The organism is Cognatundibacterium rugosum, assembly GCF_014284365.1.
Lineage (GTDB): Bacteria > Pseudomonadota > Gammaproteobacteria > Burkholderiales > Burkholderiaceae_D > Undibacterium > Undibacterium rugosum.
This window is the reverse complement of record NZ_JACOGG010000004.1, coordinates 52,272-73,516: the sequence shown is the minus strand read 5'-3', so window position 1 is coordinate 73,516 and position 21,245 is coordinate 52,272. Positions and strand designations below refer to the sequence as shown.

General features: G+C 53.2%; 21 protein-coding genes. 8 read left to right on the top strand and 13 right to left on the bottom strand.

Annotated elements, in window-relative coordinates:
• Positions 1–10: 10 nt before the first annotated feature.
• The 5 genes from H8K47_RS05020 to rbsK form a co-directional block, all read right to left on the bottom strand.
• Positions 11–982, bottom strand: coding sequence for an ABC transporter permease (locus H8K47_RS05020; RefSeq protein WP_186880335.1), 972 nt, complete (start codon positions 980–982; stop codon positions 11–13).
• Between the two features lie 6 nt (positions 983–988).
• A complete protein-coding gene (locus H8K47_RS05015; protein WP_186880334.1) occupies positions 989–2,071 on the bottom strand; it encodes an ABC transporter permease in 1,083 nt (360 codons plus the stop codon).
• Between the two features lie 59 nt (positions 2,072–2,130).
• On the bottom strand, positions 2,131–3,660 hold the full coding sequence (locus tag H8K47_RS05010) for an ABC transporter ATP-binding protein (protein ID WP_186880333.1): 1,530 nt from the start codon (positions 3,658–3,660) through the stop codon (positions 2,131–2,133).
• A 108-nt stretch (positions 3,661–3,768) separates the two neighbouring features.
• Entirely contained in the window at positions 3,769–4,764 is a 996-nt protein-coding gene (locus H8K47_RS05005) for a BMP family lipoprotein (RefSeq protein WP_186880332.1), read from the bottom strand.
• 153 nt (positions 4,765–4,917) lie between these two features.
• A complete protein-coding gene (gene rbsK, locus H8K47_RS05000; protein ID WP_186880331.1) occupies positions 4,918–5,844 on the bottom strand; it encodes a ribokinase in 927 nt (308 codons plus the stop codon).
• A 664-nt stretch (positions 5,845–6,508) separates the two neighbouring features.
• Here rbsK and H8K47_RS04995 point away from each other — a divergent pair.
• Complete coding sequence (locus H8K47_RS04995; protein ID WP_230410152.1) at positions 6,509–7,603, top strand: carbohydrate kinase; 1,095 nt, start codon at positions 6,509–6,511, stop codon at positions 7,601–7,603.
• Positions 7,596–8,510 (top strand): pseudouridine-5'-phosphate glycosidase, encoded by a 915-nt coding sequence (locus H8K47_RS04990; RefSeq protein ID WP_186880329.1) that lies wholly within the window; start codon positions 7,596–7,598, stop codon positions 8,508–8,510. Before H8K47_RS04995 ends, H8K47_RS04990 begins: the two co-directional genes overlap by 8 nt.
• Before the next feature lie 92 nt (positions 8,511–8,602).
• Here H8K47_RS04990 and H8K47_RS04985 read toward each other — a convergent pair whose 3' ends face one another.
• The 7 genes from H8K47_RS04985 to H8K47_RS04955 all read right to left on the bottom strand — a co-directional run bounded on the left by H8K47_RS04985 (position 8,603) and on the right by H8K47_RS04955 (position 15,175).
• On the bottom strand, positions 8,603–9,211 hold the full coding sequence (locus H8K47_RS04985; RefSeq protein ID WP_186880328.1) for an outer membrane beta-barrel protein: 609 nt from the start codon (positions 9,209–9,211) through the stop codon (positions 8,603–8,605).
• A gap of 312 nt (positions 9,212–9,523) precedes the next feature.
• A complete protein-coding gene (locus H8K47_RS04980) occupies positions 9,524–10,954 on the bottom strand; it encodes a DUF3426 domain-containing protein (RefSeq protein WP_186880327.1) in 1,431 nt (476 codons plus the stop codon).
• Between the two features lie 3 nt (positions 10,955–10,957).
• Complete coding sequence (gene prmA / locus H8K47_RS04975; RefSeq protein WP_186880326.1) at positions 10,958–11,869, bottom strand: 50S ribosomal protein L11 methyltransferase; 912 nt, start codon at positions 11,867–11,869, stop codon at positions 10,958–10,960.
• A 217-nt stretch (positions 11,870–12,086) separates the two neighbouring features.
• The gene (gene accC, locus H8K47_RS04970; protein ID WP_186880325.1) at positions 12,087–13,454 is read right to left on the bottom strand and encodes an acetyl-CoA carboxylase biotin carboxylase subunit; all 1,368 of its coding nucleotides are present in this window, start codon (positions 13,452–13,454) and stop codon (positions 12,087–12,089) included.
• A 62-nt stretch (positions 13,455–13,516) separates the two neighbouring features.
• Entirely contained in the window at positions 13,517–13,975 is a 459-nt protein-coding gene (gene accB, locus H8K47_RS04965; RefSeq protein WP_186880324.1) for an acetyl-CoA carboxylase biotin carboxyl carrier protein, read from the bottom strand.
• 144 nt (positions 13,976–14,119) lie between these two features.
• Positions 14,120–14,557: a type II 3-dehydroquinate dehydratase gene (gene aroQ, locus H8K47_RS04960; protein WP_186880323.1), complete on the bottom strand. Its 438-nt coding sequence runs from the start codon at positions 14,555–14,557 to the stop codon at positions 14,120–14,122.
• Positions 14,558–14,629: 72 nt separating this feature from the next.
• On the bottom strand, positions 14,630–15,175 hold the full coding sequence (locus tag H8K47_RS04955; RefSeq protein WP_186880322.1) for a TlpA disulfide reductase family protein: 546 nt from the start codon (positions 15,173–15,175) through the stop codon (positions 14,630–14,632).
• Positions 15,176–15,313: 138 nt separating this feature from the next.
• Here H8K47_RS04955 and H8K47_RS04950 point away from each other — a divergent pair, with 138 nt between their 5' ends.
• From H8K47_RS04950 to H8K47_RS04940, 3 genes are read left to right on the top strand one after another with little or no spacing between them, the layout of a single operon-like run.
• Positions 15,314–15,454, top strand: a complete 141-nt coding sequence (locus H8K47_RS04950; protein ID WP_186880321.1) for a hypothetical protein — start codon at positions 15,314–15,316, stop codon at positions 15,452–15,454.
• A gap of 17 nt (positions 15,455–15,471) precedes the next feature.
• Entirely contained in the window at positions 15,472–16,677 is a 1,206-nt protein-coding gene (locus tag H8K47_RS04945) for a YjgN family protein (RefSeq protein ID WP_186880320.1), read from the top strand.
• Positions 16,655–17,740 carry a M48 family metallopeptidase gene (locus H8K47_RS04940; protein ID WP_186880319.1) on the top strand — a complete coding sequence of 362 codons (1,086 nt, stop codon included), beginning with the start codon at positions 16,655–16,657 and terminating at the stop codon, positions 17,738–17,740. Before H8K47_RS04945 ends, H8K47_RS04940 begins: the two co-directional genes overlap by 23 nt.
• A 62-nt stretch (positions 17,741–17,802) precedes the next feature.
• Here the strand turns inward: H8K47_RS04940 and H8K47_RS04935 are convergent, their stop codons facing one another.
• Positions 17,803–18,399, bottom strand: coding sequence for a hypothetical protein (locus H8K47_RS04935; RefSeq protein ID WP_186880318.1), 597 nt, complete (start codon positions 18,397–18,399; stop codon positions 17,803–17,805).
• 168 nt (positions 18,400–18,567) lie between these two features.
• On the opposite strand from H8K47_RS04935, the gene mpl reads away from it, so the two are divergent.
• From mpl to H8K47_RS04920, 3 genes are read left to right on the top strand one after another with little or no spacing between them, the layout of a single operon-like run.
• Positions 18,568–19,953 carry a UDP-N-acetylmuramate:L-alanyl-gamma-D-glutamyl-meso-diaminopimelate ligase gene (gene mpl / locus H8K47_RS04930; protein ID WP_186880317.1) on the top strand — a complete coding sequence of 462 codons (1,386 nt, stop codon included), beginning with the start codon at positions 18,568–18,570 and terminating at the stop codon, positions 19,951–19,953.
• Positions 19,950–20,525 carry a YqiA/YcfP family alpha/beta fold hydrolase gene (locus H8K47_RS04925; protein WP_186880316.1) on the top strand — a complete coding sequence of 192 codons (576 nt, stop codon included), beginning with the start codon at positions 19,950–19,952 and terminating at the stop codon, positions 20,523–20,525. Before mpl ends, H8K47_RS04925 begins: the two co-directional genes overlap by 4 nt.
• Positions 20,509–21,138, top strand: coding sequence for a chorismate--pyruvate lyase family protein (locus tag H8K47_RS04920; RefSeq protein ID WP_230410151.1), 630 nt, complete (start codon positions 20,509–20,511; stop codon positions 21,136–21,138). The genes H8K47_RS04925 and H8K47_RS04920 overlap by 17 nt, the downstream gene beginning before the upstream one ends.
• The last annotated feature ends 107 nt before the right edge of the window (positions 21,139–21,245 follow it).

The window sequence follows — 21,245 nt, the reverse complement described above, 5'->3', positions numbered from 1 at the left end:
TTATAGTCTTTTATCTTGACTTTACAAACGGCACGCCTATCGCCTTAGGCGCGACGGATTTCGCCATCAGGCCTGCAAGAACGACGACGGTTACTACATAAGGGATCATCTGTATCAATGATCCCGGCACTTTTCCTAAGCCAGGGAAGACCACGCCTTCGATCTGGACTTGCAGAGCAGTGAAAAAACCAAACATCAGGCAGCCCAGCGCCGTTTGCAGCGGACGCCAGTTACCGAATACCAGCGCCGTCAGCGCCAGATAGCCATTACCGGCCGACATATCGCGCAGGAAAAAACCGCTTTGTACGATGGACAGATACGCGCCCGAGAATGAGCACAGCAAACCGGCACACAGCATCGCCATAAAGCGGGTGCGTTCAACATTGACACCTGCTGCGTCTGCTGCATGAGGGTTTTCACCCACCGCGCGCAGGCGCAGGCCAAAGCGGGTGTGGTACAGCACCCAGTGCACCAGCGGTATTAGTGCAAATGCCAGATACACCAGCGCACTGTGACCACCGATCAGACGGGTATAGATCCAGCCCAGCAGCGGTATTGAAGCCAGCGCTTCCGAACCGGGCAGCACGATGTCAAACAGGCGCGCTGCACCCAGATCCGGGGTACGGCCACCTTGCATAAAAAAGAACTGAGCCAGCACAAAAGTCAGGCCGCTGAGTGCGATATTGATCGCGATCCCGGCCACCAGTTGATTACCTTTCTGTGTGATGCTGACAAAGCCTTGCAACAGCGCGATGGCGACCGATACGCCGACCCCAGCCAGGATGCCCAGCCATGGGTTTTGCGTCACGTAGGCGACTGCGGCTGAGACAAAGGCCGAGGCCAGCATCTTGCCTTCCAGCGCCAGATCCACCACGCCGCTGCGCTCTGCAAACAGACCTGCCATGGCAGCGAAAATCAGGACCGGGGCATTGCGGATGGTAGACACCAGAATGCTGGAAAATTGAAAATCATCAAACATCATTTTTCCTCAGGATGGCTTACGTTTGAGCAGGGCAGATAAAGCCGGTGCATACAGGTTTTCCATGGCGCCACAGAACAGGATAATCAGGCCCTGGATAAAGATAAAGGTTTCAGGCGGAATAGTCGGTTTTTCCAGCGACAGATCGAAACCACCCTGGATCAGCGCGCCAAACAGGATGGCGGACAACAGGATGCCGACCGGATGCTGACGCCCCATGAGGGCAATCGCAATGCCGATAAAACCGGCACCAGCCGGGAAATTCAGATTCAGATAGTGGGTGGAACCCATCACCGAGTTAACCGCGCCCAGACCGGCCAGTGCACCGGAAATCATCATAGTGACGATGATGGTTTTGCTAATTGAGATACCGGCATAGTGGGCCGCGTGCTGATTTAGTCCGGTGGCGCGCAACTGATAGCCCCAGGTGGTGCGCCACACAGCCAGACCGTAAATCACCAGTGCCAGCAGCGCCAGAATAAAGCTGATATTGAGCGGCGTTTCACCCAAGATCGGTAAAATGCCATTGAGTTTAGGCAGCCAGGCGCTTTCAGCAAACACGCGGCTGGCGGTGTTTTGTTCGCCAGCCGGGATCAGGAAGCTCACGATCACATAGTTCATCAGGCTGGCAGCGATAAAGTTAAACATGATGGTGGTCACTACCACATGACTGCCGCGTTTGGCTTGCAGATAACCCGGCAGAAAAGCCCAGGCCGCACCGAATACCGCGCTGCCCAGCATGGCCAGCGGGATCAGCGCCCAGCCCGGCAGACTCGCATCCAGTGCCAGCACCACCAGTGTCAGGCCCAGACCACCGATATACATCTGGCCTTCACTGCCGATGTTAAACAAACCGGCCTGCATCGCTATCGATACCGATAAACCGGTGAAGATAAAGGTCGCCGCATAAAATAAGGTGTAGCCCAGACCCTCTGGGTTAAACACCGCCGCATTGAGCAGGATGCCCAGCGATTCCAGCGGGCTTTCACCCAGCAGATAGATCACACCTGCGGCCACCAGCAAGGCTGACAGCAGATTCAACAGGGGCAGGGCAAAGGCAGTGGCCCAGCGAGGCAGATCGGTTTGGTTCATACGTATCGTCTTAAAGAATTACTCTGGTGACGCTTGACTGTCCGGGTAGGACAGCCGCATCAGTGTTTGTGCAAGCCACCCATTAACAGGCCGATGCGGGTAGCATCAAATTCTTCTACTTTCAGCTCGCCGGTAATGCAACCGCCTGACATCACCAGAATGCGGTCAGCCAGCGCGCGTACTTCTTCCAGCTCTACCGAGACCAGCAAAATCGCAACCCCGGCATCGCGCATGGCGAGCAGGCGCGCATGCAGGCTTTCTATGGTGCCGATATCGACGCCACGGGTAGGCTGACCGACTAAAATCAGTTGTGGATTGGCAGCCATTTCACGTGCCATCACGACTTTTTGCTGATTACCGCCGGATAGCAATGCGATACGCAAGTGCGGATCGGATGGACGCACATCAAACTGTGCCAGCAAATTCTGGCAATTTTTTAAAATCGATTTGTAATCCAGCCAGCCCAAGCTTTTGCCCAGTTTTTTCTGGTAACCGAGGAAGCTGTTCATCATGACCGAGAAGTTTTTGACTACCGCGTCGCGCAGCCTGTCTTCCGGTACATGGGCGATACCAAGTTCACGGAAAGTGGCGGGCAAGCCATCCGCATCCTTGCGTCCGGCATAGGGCAAAGTCTTACCTTGCATACTGATGTCGCCTGTCGTAGGCAGACGCATACCGCTCAGAATTTCGAGTAATTCGCTCTGACCATTGCCTGAAACACCGGCGATGGCGACGATTTCACCGGCGCGGATCTGGAAATTGATGTCTTTGAGCAGACTGACTTGCTGGGCATTGATCAGGTTGAGACCTTTGACATCGAGGACCGTTGCGCCCGGCGCATACGGCGCACGCGGCAGCTGAGTCTCGATAGGGCGGCCCACCATCAGCTCTGCCAGTTGTTCTTTATTGGTTGCTGCTGTCTGTACCGCACCCACCACCGTACCGGCACGCATCACGGTGACTTCATCCGTGATATCCAGAATTTCCTGCAGCTTGTGGGTAATCAGGATAATGGTTTTGCCTTGCTCTTTGAACAGGCGTAATACTTCGAACAGGGAAGCGGTTTCCTGTACCGTCAATACCGCGGTCGGCTCATCCAGAATCAGGATGTTCGCGCTGCGATAGATCTGCTTCAGGATTTCCACCCTTTGCTGCACGCCGACGGATAAATCTTCTATCTTATCGAGTGGATCGACGTCGAGTGAATAGCGCTGACAGATGTCACGCAATTGCTGCTCAACCTGCTTACGGTTTTTTTGCAGACGGAAGCCACCTTCGCCGCCCAACATCACGTTATCCAGCACGGTCATGTTATCGACCAGCATAAAGTGCTGATGCACCATGCCTATGCCCAAACCGATTGCTTCATGACTGTTACGGATATCCTGTTGCTGACCGTTGATGAGCAATTTGCCACCATCCGCACGGTAGTAACCATACAGGATGCTCATGAGGGTGGACTTACCTGCGCCATTTTCACCGATGATGCCGTGGATCGATCCTTGCGCAATGGAGAAGCTCACATCGCGATTGGCTTGTACTGCGCCAAAGCGTTTGGAGATGTGTTGAAATTCGACAGCTGGCTGCATACGTTCAGGATGTTAGGTTCGGCGGAAGTGGTGAAATGGATCAGAGCTCATTATCTTACCAATGAAGCAGGGCGCATTTTACTGCGCCCCGCTGAATTGCTGTATGGGTCAGACCGGGCACTTATTGGCATCGCGGAAGTCGACGACTTTCACTTTGCCGTTGATGATGTCTTGTTTAGCGGCGTTGATGCGTTTTTCCATGTCGGCGCTGACGACACTGCGGTTATCTTTATCGAGTGCCCAGTCCACGCCACCTTCTTTCAGGCCTTTGTAGACGGTGCCGCCTTTCCAGTCGCCATTCTTCATTTGCATGAAGCTGTCATAAATGACCTGATCAACGCGTTTGACCATGGAGGTCAGCATATTGCCCGGATGCATGTAGTTTTGATTGGAGTCTACCCCGATGCCGAGCTTGCCTTTTTCTTTGACTGCTTGCAGCGTGCCCATGCCACTGCCACCGGCTGCGGCAAAAATCACGTCGACACCGCGTTCAAACTGAGCACGCGCCAGTTCGCCACCTTTGGCCGGATCATTCCAGGCCGCAGTGGTGGTGCCCACCATGTTTTGCAGAATTTCAATTTTGCCGTCAGTCGCTTTCGCACCCTGCGCATAGCCGCAAGAGAAATTGCGGATCAGCGGGATGTCCATGCCACCGATAAAACCGACTTTTTTCGATTTGCTCGCGAGTGCTGCCGCTACGCCAACCAGATAGGAGCCTTCCTGCTCTTTGAACAGGACAGAACTCACGTTGTCACCTTTGGCGACACCATCGATTAATACGAATTTAGTCGCCGGGAATTCTTTGGCGATATTTTGTACTGCCTGCGCCTGCGCAAAACCAATCGCTGCGATCAGATCCACTTTTTTGCGCGCCAGATTGCGCAGCACCTGTTCAGTCTGGGTATCGCTTGCGACCTGTACTTCCATGAAACCGATTTTGGTTTCTTTTTTGAAGCGTTCTGCGCCTTCGGAAGCAGATTGGTTGAAGGACTTATCAAATTTGCCGCCTGCATCGTAAATCACTGCAAACTTAGGATCTGCAGCATAGGCACTGGCCGCAGTGAACAGACTAGCCAGAGTCAGGCAGAAAGGTTTGAGTTTCATGAGAGCTTCCTTATTCAGATGTCGTAGTGTGAGGGATGCAGACGCTTAACCATAGTCAGATCTCTACCAGCCTAACATGGCGAACACCTCTGGCTCACCATGGAATAAAAATTTTATCAAATCCCGCGCATTCTTCGGGATGGAGACGGTCACTTATGCTGTGCGGGCAGCCATGAAAGCCACGACTTCTGCCCGTTTTGGTATGGAAGTCTGAGCACCCAGCTTAGTCACAGTCAGTGCTGCCGTATATTGTGCTTCCTGACTGGCTTCCAGCAGCGATAAGCCATTGGCGATGCCGACTGCAAACGCGCCGACGAAGGTATCACCAGCCGCTGTTGTGTCGACTACATCCACCCGTATTGCAGGAATAAACTGGCTCTGACCTGCTTGCGTGATTTGCGCGCCATGACCGCCCATGGTCAGCAATACCTGGCCGACACCCATAGCCAGCAGCTTTTCAGAGGCTGCCTGGGCACTGACAGTGTCAGTCACTAGGACACCGCTCAGCTGAGCAGCTTCAGTTTCGTTTAGGATCAGGTAATCCACCTGAGCCAGCAATGCCGGGCTCAGATCCTGTGCTGGTGCCGGATTGAGGATGACCTTCACCCCAGCGGCATGCGCGGTTGCGATTGCATGGGTCACCGTATCCAGCGGCGTTTCTAACTGGCACAACAGAATTTGTGCGTTGCGGATATCCGAGGCTGCTGCGTCTATATGTGCCGGGGTCAGTGAAGCATTGGCCCCAGCTGCCAGCACGATGCTGTTACTGCCGTTGTCTTCGACCAAAATACCGGCCACGCCTGTGGCGACACCGGGAATGCGGCTCAGATGGGTCAGGGTGATGCCGTCAGATGACAGCGATTGCTGAGAAAAATCGCCGAAGCCATCATCGCCGACTGCGCCGATAAAGCGTACATCCGCGCCCTGACGGGCTGCAGCAACCGCCTGATTCGCACCTTTGCCGCCGGGAATCTGACGGAATTCGTGTCCATGCAAAGTCTCGCCCACCGCAGGCATACGCGGTGTGCGGAAGACCAGATCCATATTAACGCTGCCGACAACGCATATCTGTGGCTTCATGATGCTGTTTTTCTCAAATAAATAGGGTTGCGCAATCGTTTGCGCAAACGATTTCGTATTTAACTATGGGCGAAACGCCTAGTCAAGCGGATTCGCGTTTTCTGGTGATTTTTTGTGCAATTGCCAGAGGTCGCCATTCCAGACGGACAGTGTCCTCAGTGTGTTCAGTAGGCGCTCAGGTCAGCGGTTTTCTGATCGGAATTTTCGGTAGTTCAGCTTTCAGTCCGCCACACTTGGAATAGATGCTCTAATCGGCATTTTTCTGACAGCGAGCGAGATTGTGGAGGGCTTGGCTCTTGCTGTCAAATAGCGTTTAAAAAACAGCTCAGGAATAGCGAAGAAAAAATGAAAAATGACCAGGCTATTTGAGCGATACGAGCTATATGAGCCATTTGTACGTACTCCGGCTGTCAGCCGCCAGGCGGTACTATGCGCTGTACGTATGCATGCCAGGTGAATGAAATGACGGTTTGCCCGATTCGGGTGCCGAACTTCGATTGACGGTGTCTAAACAATTGTTTAGAGTTGCAAACAATTGTTTGATTGCTGCTGTCCCCGTGACGGAGCGTGGGGCGCGTGGTGAGTATGCTACTGACTACTTGATCTATGGCCGCCATCCATATTATTTGCCCGCCAAATACCTGAGATTCCTGAAATGAACAGTATGTCCCGAAAAGAAAATGTGTTGCGGCTGATACAGGCGCATCCAGCGGTCACTCAGCAGGAGCTGGCTGATCAGTTGCAATTGTCGCGGTCGGCCGTTGCCGGCTATGTGGCGGCGCTGATGCGTGAGGGAAAGATATTGGGCCGTGCCTATGTCTTGCCGGATCACCGGCCTGTGGTGTGCATAGGTGGTGCGAATCTGGATCGCAAACTACGCACTCTGAACGATGTGCAAATGGCTACCTCGAATCCCGTGAGCCAGTTTGAAAGCTTTGGTGGTGTGGCGCGCAATGTGGCCGAAAATCTCGCCCGTTGTGGTCAGCGTGTACAGCTACTCAGCATCGTCGGTGACGATACCGCCGGTCAGGCGATACTCAGCTATAGCGCAGAGCAGGGCATCGATGTCAGTGCTTGCCTGACGCTGGCTGGCTTCAGCAGCGGCAGTTACACGGCGGTGCTTAACCCGCAGGGTGAGATGGTACTGGCTCTGTCGCAGATGGATGTATGTGAGCGGCTGGATCCGCATTTTCTGCGCTCACGCCAGCGTCAGCGCAACGCAGCCGCCATGGTGATTGCTGACCTGAATTTGCCGGCCGACAGCTTGAGTTTATTATTGCAGGATGCGCAGCAGCAACATATTCCGCTGGTTCTGATAGCGGTCTCACAACCGAAAATGCAGCGCCTGCCGGCGCAATTGCAAGGTTTGCGGCTGTTGATTTTGAATCATGGCGAACTGGAACAACGTGCCGGACAGGCACTGCCTGATCAGGCGGCGATACAGCAAGCAGTTGCTAAGCTGCGTACACAAGGCGTGCAGGATGTGATCGTGACCATGGGCAGTGCCGGTGTCCTATGCACCCGCCCTGACACCAATTTGCTGACGGCGATACCTGCGCCACAGTGTGAGGTCGTGGATGTGACCGGAGCTGGCGACGCCTTCAGTGCCGGTGTGTGTTATTCCTTATTGCAGCAAGCTACACAATTAGAACTCGCTTGCCAGCGCGGACAGCAATTGGCAGCACTGACTTTGCAAAGTGGCCGGACCGTATCCGGACAACTGCACCCTAACATTTTTCAAGAGGATAGCTATGCATAATTACCTGGTATTTTCAGCAGAAGTTCAGGCTGCACGTGAGGCTGGCAAGCCAGTGGTCGCGCTGGAATCGACCATTATTTCTCACGGTATGCCTTATCCGCAAAATGTGCAGACCGCCAAAGAAGTGGAGCAAATCATTCGTGATCAGGGCGCGGTACCGGCTACGATCGCGATCATGAATGGCAAAATCCATATTGGCCTGTCCGATGCAGAGCTGGAATTGCTGGGCCAGTCGCGTGATGCGATCAAGGTCAGTCGCCGTGATTTGCCCTACGTACTGTCGACCGGTAAGCTGGGTGCAACCACGGTAGCTGCAACCATGATCTGTGCCGGACTCGCAGATATCAAGGTATTTGTCACCGGCGGTATCGGCGGCGTACATCGTGGTGCTGAAACCAGTTTTGATATTTCCGCTGATTTGCAGGAGCTGGCGCAGACTTCAGTGGCGGTTGTATGTGCGGGTGCCAAATCCATCCTCGATCTGGGACTCACATTGGAATATCTGGAAACCCATGGCGTCCCTGTGGTCAGTGTCGGGCAAGAGGCATTTCCAGCCTTCTTTACCCGCGACAGTGGTTTCCGCGCCGATTTTCGTTTAGACACGGCGCAACAACAGGCACTTTTTCTGAGTACCAAATGGACACTAGGACTGCAAGGTGGTGTTGTGATTGCGAACCCCGTTCCTGAGGCGGATGCAATGCCAGGCACAGAGATTGAAGCGATTACCCGCCAGGCACTGGATGAAGCGCAGCAGCAGGGAATTGGCGGTAAAGCGGTCACCCCCTTTTTGCTGGCACGCATTAAAGAACTGACTGCTGGACGCAGTCTGCACACTAATATTGCCTTAGTGAAAAATAATGCATTGTGCGGGGCGCAGCTTGCATTGGCTTACAGTCGTTTGAGTTAATGTCGTCAGCACAGGCCCCCGTAGCAAGTACCGGGGCCTGCGTCAGTGCGCTGCTTCTGGCAGTGATAGGTACGGCAGCATCCCGTACTGTTTCAGAAGTTGGCTTGTAAGCCGATGGTGGCACTGGTCACATTACCTGAGTTGCCATTGCCCGCATTGACGCGGCGCGCATCCAGGTCAGCGCGAATAGCAAGATTCGCGCTCAATCCGTAAGTGATGCCTAAGCCGTACACCAATTGCGTCCGGTTCGCCGAATAACTGAGCGGCAATGATTTTGAGACTGGCGTATAGCTACTTTCGGTCTTTGTTTGCCCAACACCAAGACGCGCAAACAGGGCGATCCGGCTGCCTAAATCTTCCCGATACACACCCGCAAATTCGATCCCAGACGCTTTCAGGGACGCAGCAGGAACCATGCCGTACACTGGATCATAGGCATTGGCGTGGACGGTGCCAAGGGAATAATAGGCCAGTTCGCTGCCCCAATGTGGATTGAAGCTATAGCCTGCGAGTAATCTGTAACCGGTATCATTGGATTTGCAGTTGGAGGAAGCCGGGCAGTCCACATTCCAGAACGATTTTCCGATAGAACCATTGACGTACAGACCTGTACTGTTCTCTGACGCAAGCACGTCTGATGTAGTAAAGAGGTATGCGCCGAATGCTGCAAATATAACTGAGTATAGATGTCTTAATTTCATATTGAGTCCCTGAAAAATAGGCGTCAAAACGAACGCAAGCGCAGCATAAGTATATTTTTACTAATTAATTGCTGATTTTTCTATATTTAACAGTATGTGAAATATTGCAGCAAATCACGTCTGAAACTAATTCTGGCCGCCACGATCGTGGAGGCACGATAGCGGAGATATCCAGGCTGCGATATGGAGCCCAACAGGGCATCGTCGTTGATCAGCGTGGTCATACTGCAGTGATATGACCCTAGCCTGTTACCGTATGGGACGGAATAGTGACAAGGAGCGTTGTCAGTGGTATCGGTTGAGGACGGCAGGTCAGGGGTAAAACGCACCAACGTGATAGCCAGATGCTTTGAGCTTAGGCAGTTCAAAATAAATTTTGATATTCTTGTCTGAACCGGCAGCAATACCTTTGCCAAGCTCGTCCACCTCGCTTAAATACTCTTTTGGACTAAAGCTTTTCTGAATGACGGTTTTATCCTTGGCATCATTCAAAATCAATTCTATGTGTGGCCAGCTCATAGGCATCGTGCTGTGATTTTGTAATTGTACGGTCAGTTGAAACAGGTTCTTGTCACTATCCTGAGAAATCAATTCATTCGCTTCTATCGTGATCTGATCAATTTTTGCAGGCAGGCTGATTTGGCAAGCCAATACGGCGCAGGCTTTTTGTAAACCTGGCTTGGTTTCAGGATACTGTGCTGCGATGCTGTTGCGATTCAGGTAGATCACTTGCGCCAGCAGTGCAGGCAGCAGGATGATCGATAGCAGTGCATACACAATGGTCAGGATTTTTTTGCGCTTTTGGGCGCGCTCTGCCTGTAATACAAATTCTGGTTTGTCGTCTGCCGTCAGCTCAGCTTGCGATACCGCCGCATTGTCGATATTCAGTTCGTCAGCTTCTGTCAGTGATATCGGTAAGTTTGTTTCCGATAGCGCGTGCATTTCCGCATCCGACAAGGGGAAGTCAGAAACAGGCTGATCTGCCAGTAAAGGGGCAGTCAGCAGCCCATCCTGTTGCACGGGTGCTGACAGTAAGCCGGCCTCACTGCCATGTTCTGCGACCGACCAGTCAATCTCTGGCTCACTGGCCAGTGCCGCACGTGTTTCCACTTCTATGCCGCTGGCAATGCTGGCTTCTGAACTCAGGCTGTCCGGCAACATACTTTCCATGCCGTCACCCAGATCGAAATCTATCGCTGCCGCACTGACGGCCGGCGCGTCTGTATTCACTGTTGCAGCCTGGCCGACTGGCAGTTCGGTTGTCTGGGTTGCGGATTCAGTCTGAAGCTGCAGTCGTTCCAGTTCTTGTTGTTCACGCAGTGCCAGTGCGAATTCGTCGAGCGTTTCCTCGTCAGCTGGCGCATTGGTTTCCGCGCGGCTGGCGTGGCTCCATACCTGCGGGCTGTCAGCTTGCGTCACCGTGCCGACTGTTGAGGAGGAAATATGCTTTTCCGCCACATCCTCATCGCTGCCATGCTGCATTTCAGTAGCGGCTGCAGCCTGGTCTGTACTTTGGGTTGCGGGTCGTGCATCAAGCGACATTGGCATTACTGCATTGCTACCACTTTGCGCGGCCGGATCGCCTGGTGTCGCTTTGACCGCATCTGGCGCCACCAGGTGTTCCACCCCATTGAAGGCCTGATGACAGGCACCACAACGCACCAGTCCGGCATGTAGCTTTAACTGGTCATTCGCGACCCGGAAGGTCGTCTGGCAATGGGGGCAACGGGTGGCTAATGCCATAGCTTAAGAGGGTAAATGACCGGCCAGGGCAACCCAGCCTTCATGTTCTGCCCAGACGCTGAGCTGGATGAACGGGGCATAAGCAGCCGCCACTTCCTCTGCCTGACGTGCCAGTACCCCGGACAGTATCAGTGCGCCACCCGGTGCGACGCGTCCGGCCAGCATCGGTGCCATCAGCTTTAAGGGGCTGGACAGGATATTAGCGACGACCACATTGAATTTTTCAGATTCAGGATAGGCGACAGAAAAAGGCTCTGGCAGCGCGTATTCGATGTCGCAATGATTGCGCTCAGCATTAAAGCCGGCAGATTCTATCGCTTGCGGATCAATATCGACGCCGATGACTTTCGCTGCGCCCAGCTTTTTAGCAACCATAGCCAGAATGCCGGAGCCGCAACCGTAATCGAGTACCGATAAGTCTTGCGGTGCATGCGCTTCCAGCCACTCCATGCAGAGACGGGTGGTTGGATGACTGCCGGTACCAAATGCGAGACCAGGATCGAGTTCGAGTACCAGTGCATTTGCATCCGGCGCATCATGCCAGCTAGGTACGACCCAGATGTTTTTGCCAATATGGATAGGTGCAAACTGGGATTGGGTCAGACGTACCCAGTCCTGCTCTTCAACGCTACGCGTCGTGTAAGATGGTGTGGCTGGCAAACCGATACTGGCTGCAGCTTCTGCCACCAGTGTGACGTGATCGATATCGACATCGGCGAGTGCAACCACGCGGCTGCGATCCCAGGCCGCTTCATCCGGCTCCATGCCAGGCTCACCGAACAACGGTTTTTCCGCTTCGGTACCTTCATCTGCATCTTCCACGGAAACTGATAAAGCACCGGTTTCCATCAATGCATCCGATAAGGACTCTGCATGCTCACGCGCCACTTCGATGACGATTTCTATCCAACCCATAATTTGTTTCTTTCTCAGAACTTACGCAAAATTGCTCCGGAGTGTAGTCTACGCTTCGCCTGACTGGCGCGCAGATTGTAAGCGTCGCGGTTTTGCCTAAGCGCTGTTCTGTCAATTTTTGCTTGTTGCTAACGCACAGAGGCTGTTGCCAGCCTCTGTGTACTTCTGTCAACATCCATCTGCGCAAAATCGCCTGGTGCGCAGACTGGTTGATGGATTATTTGACCTTCTTATCCAGCACTGGCATGCCCGCCAGCTTATGTTCCAGATAGTGAATGTTGGTACCGCCTTCAATGAAGCGTGCATCGATCATCAGCTCACGATGTAAAGGGATGTTGGTTTGTATGCCTTCTACCACCATCTCTGACAAAGCGATCTGCATGCGACGGATCGCCTGATCACGGGTTTCACCATAAGCAATTACCTTGCCTATCATAGAATCATAGTTAGGCGGTACAAAATACCCTGCGTAGGCATGCGAGTCAACACGAATGCCAGGGCCGCCCGGTGTATGCCAGGAAGTGATACGGCCTGGCGAGGGGATGAACTTAAACGGATCTTCGGCATTGATACGGCATTCGATCGCATGGCCGCGGAACTGCACCTGGTCCTGCGTGAAGCGCAGCTTCTCATTGAACGCGATACGGATTTGTTCCTGAACAATATCGATACCGGTAATCATTTCTGTAACCGGATGCTCAACCTGAACGCGGGTATTCATTTCGATGAAATAGAATTCGCCGTTTTCGTATAAGAATTCAAACGTACCTGCACCGCGATAGCCTATCTTGCGGCAGGCAGCCGCACAACGTTCACCGACTGTAGCGATCAGCTCGCGCGGAATGCCGGGTGCAGGTGCTTCTTCAATGACTTTTTGATGGCGGCGCTGCATAGAGCAGTCGCGTTCGCCGAGCCAGACTGCATTGCCATGCTGGTCGGCCAGAATCTGGATTTCCACGTGACGTGGATTTTCCAGGAATTTTTCCATATAGACTTCAGGATTGCCGAAGGCGGCACCGGCTTCGGTCTTGGTCATGGTCACGGCATTGAGCAGTGCAGCTTCGGTGTGAACCACGCGCATACCGCGTCCACCACCACCACCGGCAGCTTTGATAATGACCGGATAACCGACTTTACGTGCAGTCTGGACGATCACCTTAGGATCATCCGGTAACGCACCATCCGATCCAGGGACGCAAGGTACGCCAGCTTCTATCATGGCATGCTTGGCAGAGACTTTATCACCCATCATACGGATGGATTCGGCACGTGGGCCGATGAAAACAAAACCGGATTGTTCTACGCGTTCTGCGAAGTCCGCGTTTTCAGACAGAAAGCCATAGCCCGGATGGATAGCCTGGGCATCAGTCACTTCAGCAGCGCTGATGATGGCTGGCATGCTCAGATAGCTCAGATTGGAAGGCGCCGGGCCGATACAGACGGATTCATCCGCCAGTTTCACATACTTGGCCTCGCGGTCAGCTTCAGAATGCACCACCACGGTTTTAATGCCCATTTCGCGGCACGCACGCTGAATGCGCAATGCGATTTCACCACGATTGGCGATAAGAATTTTTTCAAACATGATTTAACTTTGCTGTAGCTATGGTTGCAGCTGCGGTGCCTGTCAGGGCATCCCGGCCAGGATTAGCCAATCACAAACAGTGGCTGACCGAACTCGACTGGCTGACCATTCTCTACCAGAATTTGCTTAATCGTGCCTTCGTAATCGCTTTCAATCTCATTCAGCAGCTTCATCGCTTCGATGATACACAGGGTATCGCCTTTCGCTACGCTCTTGCCAATATCCGCAAATGGCGCTGCGCCCGGAGCAGAAGAGCGGTAGAAAGTGCCGACCATAGGCGATTTCACGATCAGGCCTTCCGGTATGGCAGGTGCTGCTGCAACAGGTGCTGCACTGGCTGCCGGTGCGGCTGCAAGCGGCGCTGCTTGTTGCGCCTGAGGCTGCATCATCACAACTTGATTCTGGGGCATGGCGGAGGACTTAACGATACGGACTTTGCCTTCACCTTCCGTTACTTCGAGTTCTGCGATATCCGATTCTGCTACGAGGTCGATCAGGGTCTTGAGTTTTCTTAAATCCATGTGGAATCCCCTTGAAAAAAGTAGTTCTGAAAAAAGTAAGCGCGCAATATAGAGTGTTTACTCGGTTTCTGCAATGCTTCCGCGCAGTGAATTGTAATATATTTTATTTAAAATTAAGCTAAGTTAGCGCGGAGATGGTGGAAGTTAGCGCTTTTTGAGGAAAAAATCAATCGCTAACCGGTACCCGTCTGTGCCCAGGCCGCAAATCACACCTTGAGCGATGGCGGATAAAAATGAGTGATGTCGGAAACTTTCGCGTTGATGCACATTGGAAATATGCAGCTCTATGAAAGGAATCGCCACGCCTGCCAATGCATCGCGTAAGGCCACGCTGGTATGTGTGAGCCCACCTGGATTGACCACAATGGCATCAATTTGTTCCGCGCGTGCAGCATGAATACGATCTATCAGTGCGCCTTCATGATTACTTTGGAAGCAGACCAGTTCTGCACCTGCCGCCTGCGCTTGCGCGATAGCGGCAGCTTCCACTTCAGCGAGAGTAGTGGAACCATAGGTTGCAGGTTCACGGGTGCCGAGCAAATTCAGATTGGGGCCATTCAGCAGCAGCAGTTTGCTTGCCATAGTCGCATTCAGTTTGACGAAGATGGCCGCATTTTGCCGTCAATAACTGCAGATTGGCAAGAAAAAAACGACTTACTTTGATTTTTCCGCAGAATATTTGGCGATATCCGCTTTTAATTCCTGCATTTTCAAGCGTCCCAGATAGGTTTTGACCAGCTTACCCTGCGCATCCAGCATGACTGTAAACGGTAGTCCGCCTGCCTGATTGCCGAGTTGACGTGATAACTCACTACCGTCCAGACCCGCGACAAATATGGGGTAGCTGACAGGGTACTTCTGCGTGAATTCGGTGATATTGGATGGACTGTCTATGCCCAGACCCAGTATCTGCACCTTTTTAGATTTGAGTTCATTTTGCAATTCAGATAATTCTGGCATTTCTTGAACGCAAGGTTTACACCAGGTCGCCCAAAAATTCACGATCAGCAGTTGATTGCTGTATTGCGCCAATGCGTGCGGTTTGCCACTGGTGTCCGGCAAGGATTTGCTCATCAATTGCCTGACTGCGCCGGATTGCGGTGTGTCTGGCGTGGAGTGGACATTGCCCGCATAAATGCCGAGTCCGGCACAGGCGGCACCGATCAGGACGGCAAAGGACAGGAATTTTTTATTGATCATGATCGCTTGCTCTCTGTATGGCTGTATTGCCGAGTTGTTGACTGGCAGCCATCTTAGCGCAGTTTTTCTTAGTGCGTGTTCGTGCTGACTGGGTCAGAACTGCGTCATCAGTAGCATTTGTGTAAATTGTATGTAAAAATGGCAATCAAACTGGTGCATGGCAGCACAGGTCTTGGCTTTTGGGGGCGTGGACACTTAAGCCCGCATGGTATCGTGAGCATTACGATGCTGACGCCTTTATATGTTGCAATCATCGTGTTGTCCGCCTTGAAGTCTTAATTGATTTGGGAAGTATTATGTTGAGCAGTCATGCATTACCCGTGGACCCGCTAAGCGCACCGGCCACTGAAAGTCAGGATTTCATATCATCCAATCCAACCGTCAGCTTGACGGACACAGCACTAGCCCTAGCTACCGATGATCGCATCCGGTTTACTGGCAGCGGTAAGGAATACTTCCGTATCTGGATCGTTAACCTGTGCCTGACCTTGCTCACACTCGGTGTGTATTCGGCCTGGGCCAAGGTCAGGCGGCTCAAGTATTTTGACCAGAATACGGTGTATGCCGGGGCAGTTTTTAATTTCCATGGCCGTCCAGAGGTGATTTTGCGTGGACGTATCATCAGCGTAATCTTTCTGTTTTTTTATCACTATGTGTATGGCCTGTCTAAATTGAGTGCAATCCTGATCGCGCTGGCTTTGCTCTTCATGTTGCCGCTGATGCTCAGAGGGGCCTTACGTTTTCGCTTACAAAATACCAGCTATCGCGGCATTCGCTTTCAATTTCATGGCAGCCGCATGCGTGCTTACCTGGTGTACTTGCCGGTGGTGGTGATCTTTCTGTTGCCAGGCTTGGTGACTGTACTGTATCCACGCCGCACCACCTGGCTTATCTATGCTTTCCTCCCTTATCTGAGCTGGCCTTGGCTCTATGCGGGGATGAAGCGCTATCAAAATGGGAATTTTGCTTATGGGCGTTTGCGTTCTGCCACGACGCTGGGGTGGACTCGTTTTGTATGGCCTTTTGTCGCTGCTGTTTTAGTGATGCTGCTGGCAGTGTTTATCATCGGCTTGACGACTGCAGTCACTGTCAATGGTTCAAAAATTTTCGCTAAGGATAAAGTCGTTTTTGCTTCTGTCCTGATGGCCATCTTGGGTGGGGTTAGCGCCGCCTATATTGTTTATCTGATACTGGGTCCGGCTTTACAAGTCAGTCTCTGGAACCGGCTTTGGAACAGCACCTCTTTACAAGGCGTGCAAATTCAATCTGTACTGCCTATGTCGGCCTATATCAAACTGCAAACAAAAAATTTCTTCCTGACCGTGTTGAGCCTTGGGCTTTATCGTCCTTTCGCGGTTGTGGCAGCGTATCGTTTCCGGCTTGAGCATATGCAATTGACGGTCGCCAGTTTTGAGGCGGCTGGAGCTGCCGCCGATGGGCAGCGCAGCACCTCGACTGCGGATGCATCGGCAGATATGTTTGGTTTTGATCTTTCCTGGTGAGGGTGATGTGATGCAAGTATTGTATTTCGATGGCCTTCACGCGCAGCATCGTTCTGCCGAGCTGCAGGATCACGGTGATGTCCTGGAGTTAATTGGTGAAGCCTGGACGCAGCGTTACAGCAAAGCGCAAACCCAGCTGGACGAGTTATTTCTTGCGGCTCCAGGATTGTTACGCTTCCCGGACGGATCGCATGCCGAAGTACAGGCAGCCTCTGATAAGCAGACGCTACGCCAGATGATGGCTTACCAGCCCGGCCTGGTCGAACGCTGGCAGTCCAGGTGGATGCTGGCTTTGCTGGCGATCGTCTTGATGGCGGCCATGCTGTTCAGTGTGTATCGCTGGCTGATCCCGGCGATTGCTGACCGGGCTGTGAACTGGGTGCCTGTCGTCACTGAGCGTGAGTTAGGTGCCAAGCTAATGACAGCCTTAGATGAGCATACTTTCAAGCCGAGTCTGCTCACCGACGCACAAATCCTGCAGGCCGAGCAGTTACTAAAACGTATTAAGCCAGCGAAAGCGCTGTTCCCGATTCATCTGGAAGTCCGTGATTCCGGGCAGTTTGGTCCAAATGCCTTCGCTCTGCCTGGTGGCACGGTCGTGGTGACGGATCAGATGATACGGCTTTTGCAAACGGGAAAAGATGACTTACTCAACCCTGAAGCAGAGGAGCGGCTCGCTGCAGTGCTGGCGCATGAAGTCGGCCATATTCAGTATCGCCATCCCATGCGCGGGCTGATCAGTGACTCCATGGTGACGGTAATGATGGCCACGCTGTTTGGTGATTTTAGTGTGGTGATGACGGTAGCACCTGGCCTCTTACTAAAAATGGACTATTCACGTGACGCTGAGTCTGAGGCGGACGCCTATGCGTTTGCACGACTGCAGGCGCTGGGGATTTCCCCGGATCGCTTTGCTGAATTATTTGAAATGTTAAGCAAAAAAAGCGACAGTGCAATGAACAGCCTGCCGATCTGGATGCGTAAAAGTCTGGACTATGTGAGTTCGCATCCGAATCCCAGGCTGCGCATCGAACGCGCGCGCGCTGCTGCAGCAGCGAAGTAGCGGAAAGGTTTGAAACGCCAGCGTCATGCTGAAATGGCGCTGGCTGATTTTAAGCGGGTAGCTTACTCCGCAGACGTAGCGATCAATTGGCGTAAGGTGGACAGATTAGCACGTTCATTGCTGCGGGTTTGCCCGCTGCGCAAACCATCCTGCTCGTGCAGGATCAGATGTACGCCTTCATTCTTGTACAGGAAACTGAGCGTCTCTACGCTCTCATTGCGCGCGTTATAGCTTTCCGATACCTCAAATTGCACATCTTTATTCAGCAGGAAAATCGCAACTTCCTTGGCATTGTCGGTATACAGATGCAGATAGATATCGGAATGCTGACCAGCGGTGCCATTGAGTACGGCGCCCACCAGATAAGGCTGGAATTGCTCCAGTTGCTCCATGATTTCCAGCGCCAGCAGCCTTAATTGCTGTAAGCGCTGCGGCTGGGTGTCGCCAAAGAACAGCGCATTGTATTCACGCACTTCCTGTTCTATTTGTGCATTGTCAGGAAGTACATCGCCCTTGATGCGCTGATTGCCCAGTAATTGTTTGGCGGCCTTCTTCTTGGCCGACGCGTAATCTGCGCCATCCTCAGCGATCATGCGGGCTGCCAGCGCCGCGATTTCGGCACGCAGTGCTTCGGCTTCATTCGGTGTGTGTATCATCATGCGGGCATCATAGCCCAAGCCTGTCAGGCTTGCCAGACGTCGCTGCTGCCCGGGTGTCGCAGTAAGAGGTTAGAGACGCCGCATTTCTGTCGTTTTCCACCGATTTCCCCATAGGGTATCCATGCTGATGTCGGGTAGAATTGCGGGATTCTGAAATTTAGAGGCATTATGCATATTCATATTTTAGGTATCTGCGGTACCTTCATGGGTGGACTGGCGGTGTTAGCAAAAGAAGCCGGGCATACCGTGACGGGCTGCGATGCCAATGTCTACCCGCCCATGAGCACCCAGCTGGAAGCGCAGGGCATCACGCTGACCCAAGGTTTTGGTGCAGAACAGATCGCACTGGAGCCGGATCTTTATGTGATCGGCAATGTGGTCTCGCGCGGCAATCCGCTGATGGAAGAAATCCTGAACCGTGGTCTGCCTTATGTCTCTGGTCCACAATGGATAGGCGAGCACATTCTGCGCCATAAATGGGTCCTGGCAGTAGCGGGGACGCATGGTAAAACCACGACGTCGGCCATGCTGGCCTGGATACTGGAGTATGCCGGTTATGCGCCGGGTTTTCTGATCGGCGGGGTACCGATGAATTTCGGTATTTCGGCACGCTTACAGGGCAATCATGCTTCTGATTTTTTTGTGATCGAAGCGGACGAATACGACACGGCCTTCTTCGATAAGCGCAGTAAATTTGTGCATTACCATGCCAAGACCGCGATCCTGAATAATCTGGAATACGATCACGCCGATATTTTCCCTGACCTGAAAGCGATAGAAACCCAGTTTCATCATCTGGTACGTACCGTGCCCGGTGTGGGGCGCGTGATCTTCAATGGTGACAGTGCAGCACTGGTCAATGTGATGCAGCGCGGTTGCTGGAGCGAACAGGAAAGCTTTGGACAACAGCAAAGCTGGCGTCTGGAGTTGCAGCAGGGTGAAGATTTCGACGTGTATTTTGAGCAGCAATTGCAAGGTCGTGTGCAGTGGGCACTGAATGGCGAACATAACCGTCAGAATGCCTTAGCAGCGATTGCCGCTGCGCGCCATGTGGGCGTGCCACCGGCACTGGCGATAGAAGCATTGTCGCAATTCGTGAGCGTCAAACGGCGCATGGAAGTACGTGGCGTGGTACAGGGTGTTACCGTGATTGATGATTTTGCCCATCATCCGACGGCAATCAGTACCACGGTAGCGGGTTTGCGCCGCAAAGCCGGTGCGCAGCGCATCCTGGCTGTGCTGGAACCGCGTTCCAATACCATGAAGCTGGGCACCATGAAGCAGGCCTTACCGGAAGCGTTGGCGCAGGCCGATCTGGTGTTTGGCTACGGCGCTCAGGAAGGCAAGGATGCCTTGGGCTGGGATTTGGCCGAAGCGCTTGCGCCTTTGGGTGACAAGGCCGCCGCGTTTCAGCAAATCCCGGCTTTAGTCGATGCCATCGTCGCGGCGGCCCGTCCCGGTGATACGGTATTGGTGATGAGTAATGGCGGCTTTGGCGGCATTCATCAAAAGCTGCTCGACGCGCTCACAGCCCTGCCAGCGGAGCTGGCATGATACTGTATCTGCATGGCTTCCGGTCATCACCCAGTTCCTTTAAGGCCAGGATGATGCAGGCCCATATGGATCAGCTGGGCCGCAGCGCAGAATTTCATAGTCCGGCCTTGTCGCCATCACCCGCAGAGGCAATAGCACAGGCGCGGGCCATCATTGCAGATACCGCACCGGAACAACTGACGATCATCGGTTCATCGCTGGGTGGCTTTTATGCGACCTGGCTGGCTGAACAGTATGGCTGTCGCGCTGTGGTGGTGAATCCGGCCGTCAAACCACCACGCGAGCTGGAGTCCTATGTGGGCGTGACGACGTATTATCACAGCGATCAGGTATTTGAATTTAAGGCGGAATACGTGGATCAGCTGCGCGCGCTGGCCATCAGCGGCATTACCCGGCCTGAACGCTATTTTCTGATGGCAGCGACCGGTGATGAAGTGCTGGATTACCGTGAAATGATCAGTTTTTACGCCGGGGCCAGACAACTCATTATCGAGGGCAGTGATCACGGTATCGCTGAATTTGCTGAGCATCTGGATCTGGTGCTGGATTACTGCGATGGCCGGGGTGCTTAAGCGGATGGAGAGCCAGAAACTGCGGCAAAGTTATCACTGCAAACCAGCCAGCTGGAGCGCGCATGTGAATGCGGTGCAGGTCAGCCGTCAGATGCAGACCTGGCTGAGCAATCGCGACTCGCTGACAGCCAGGCTGGTCGCGCGCTGTCAGCGCTTCCGGGTGCAGCGCTTGTCGCAACACAAAGCGCGCTGTCTGGCTGATGAGTATGCTGCGATTGGATTGGCACGGGTGCAGATGGTGCATGAACGGGAAGTGATACTGCGTTGTGATGAAACGCCGATGATTTATGGTCATACCGTGGTGCCGCTGAGCGCCACTGCCAAGGAATGGCCCTTGTTTCATGCTTTGGGTGAAAAGTCGCTGGGCAGCACTTTGTTTAATGATCCTGGCGTGCGGCGTGGCGCGCTCAGCTATGCGCGGCTGCATGCCAGTCACCCGCTGATGCAGCGTGTCATGAGTCACCTGCCGGAATTAAGTGGCGTCAGCTGGCTGCCGGCCAGGCGTTCATTGTTCTGGCGACGCGGTGCCTGTTTATTGGTGACTGAAGTATTTTTACCAGCCAGCAGAAATTTACCGGATCTGCCACTGGCAGCCGGGCTAAACAAGAATTAAGCTGGCAGACTGGAGCTGAGGCGCGTCGCTGGACGCGCCCACATCAGTTTGCTGCATCATAGCAAGGATAGGTAGCGCAGCGTGTGCAGCTCTAAAGCCCGCCGCCA

Coding starts and splice junctions, on each gene's coding strand:
- H8K47_RS05020 (WP_186880335.1), bottom strand. CDS start 982: ATGATGTTTGATGATTTTCAATTTTCCAGCATTCTGGTGTCTACCATC.
- H8K47_RS05015 (WP_186880334.1), bottom strand. CDS start 2,071: ATGAACCAAACCGATCTGCCTCGCTGGGCCACTGCCTTTGCCCTGCCC.
- H8K47_RS05010 (WP_186880333.1), bottom strand. CDS start 3,660: ATGCAGCCAGCTGTCGAATTTCAACACATCTCCAAACGCTTTGGCGCA.
- H8K47_RS05005 (WP_186880332.1), bottom strand. CDS start 4,764: ATGAAACTCAAACCTTTCTGCCTGACTCTGGCTAGTCTGTTCACTGCG.
- rbsK (WP_186880331.1), bottom strand. CDS start 5,844: ATGAAGCCACAGATATGCGTTGTCGGCAGCGTTAATATGGATCTGGTC.
- H8K47_RS04995 (WP_230410152.1), top strand. CDS start 6,509: ATGTCCCGAAAAGAAAATGTGTTGCGGCTGATACAGGCGCATCCAGCG.
- H8K47_RS04990 (WP_186880329.1), top strand. CDS start 7,596: ATGCATAATTACCTGGTATTTTCAGCAGAAGTTCAGGCTGCACGTGAG.
- H8K47_RS04985 (WP_186880328.1), bottom strand. CDS start 9,211: ATGAAATTAAGACATCTATACTCAGTTATATTTGCAGCATTCGGCGCA.
- H8K47_RS04980 (WP_186880327.1), bottom strand. CDS start 10,954: ATGGCATTAGCCACCCGTTGCCCCCATTGCCAGACGACCTTCCGGGTC.
- prmA (WP_186880326.1), bottom strand. CDS start 11,869: ATGGGTTGGATAGAAATCGTCATCGAAGTGGCGCGTGAGCATGCAGAG.
- accC (WP_186880325.1), bottom strand. CDS start 13,454: ATGTTTGAAAAAATTCTTATCGCCAATCGTGGTGAAATCGCATTGCGC.
- accB (WP_186880324.1), bottom strand. CDS start 13,975: ATGGATTTAAGAAAACTCAAGACCCTGATCGACCTCGTAGCAGAATCG.
- aroQ (WP_186880323.1), bottom strand. CDS start 14,557: ATGGCAAGCAAACTGCTGCTGCTGAATGGCCCCAATCTGAATTTGCTC.
- H8K47_RS04955 (WP_186880322.1), bottom strand. CDS start 15,175: ATGATCAATAAAAAATTCCTGTCCTTTGCCGTCCTGATCGGTGCCGCC.
- H8K47_RS04950 (WP_186880321.1), top strand. CDS start 15,314: ATGGCAATCAAACTGGTGCATGGCAGCACAGGTCTTGGCTTTTGGGGG.
- H8K47_RS04945 (WP_186880320.1), top strand. CDS start 15,472: ATGTTGAGCAGTCATGCATTACCCGTGGACCCGCTAAGCGCACCGGCC.
- H8K47_RS04935 (WP_186880318.1), bottom strand. CDS start 18,399: ATGATGATACACACACCGAATGAAGCCGAAGCACTGCGTGCCGAAATC.
- mpl (WP_186880317.1), top strand. CDS start 18,568: ATGCATATTCATATTTTAGGTATCTGCGGTACCTTCATGGGTGGACTG.
- H8K47_RS04925 (WP_186880316.1), top strand. CDS start 19,950: ATGATACTGTATCTGCATGGCTTCCGGTCATCACCCAGTTCCTTTAAG.
- H8K47_RS04920 (WP_230410151.1), top strand. CDS start 20,509: ATGGCCGGGGTGCTTAAGCGGATGGAGAGCCAGAAACTGCGGCAAAGT.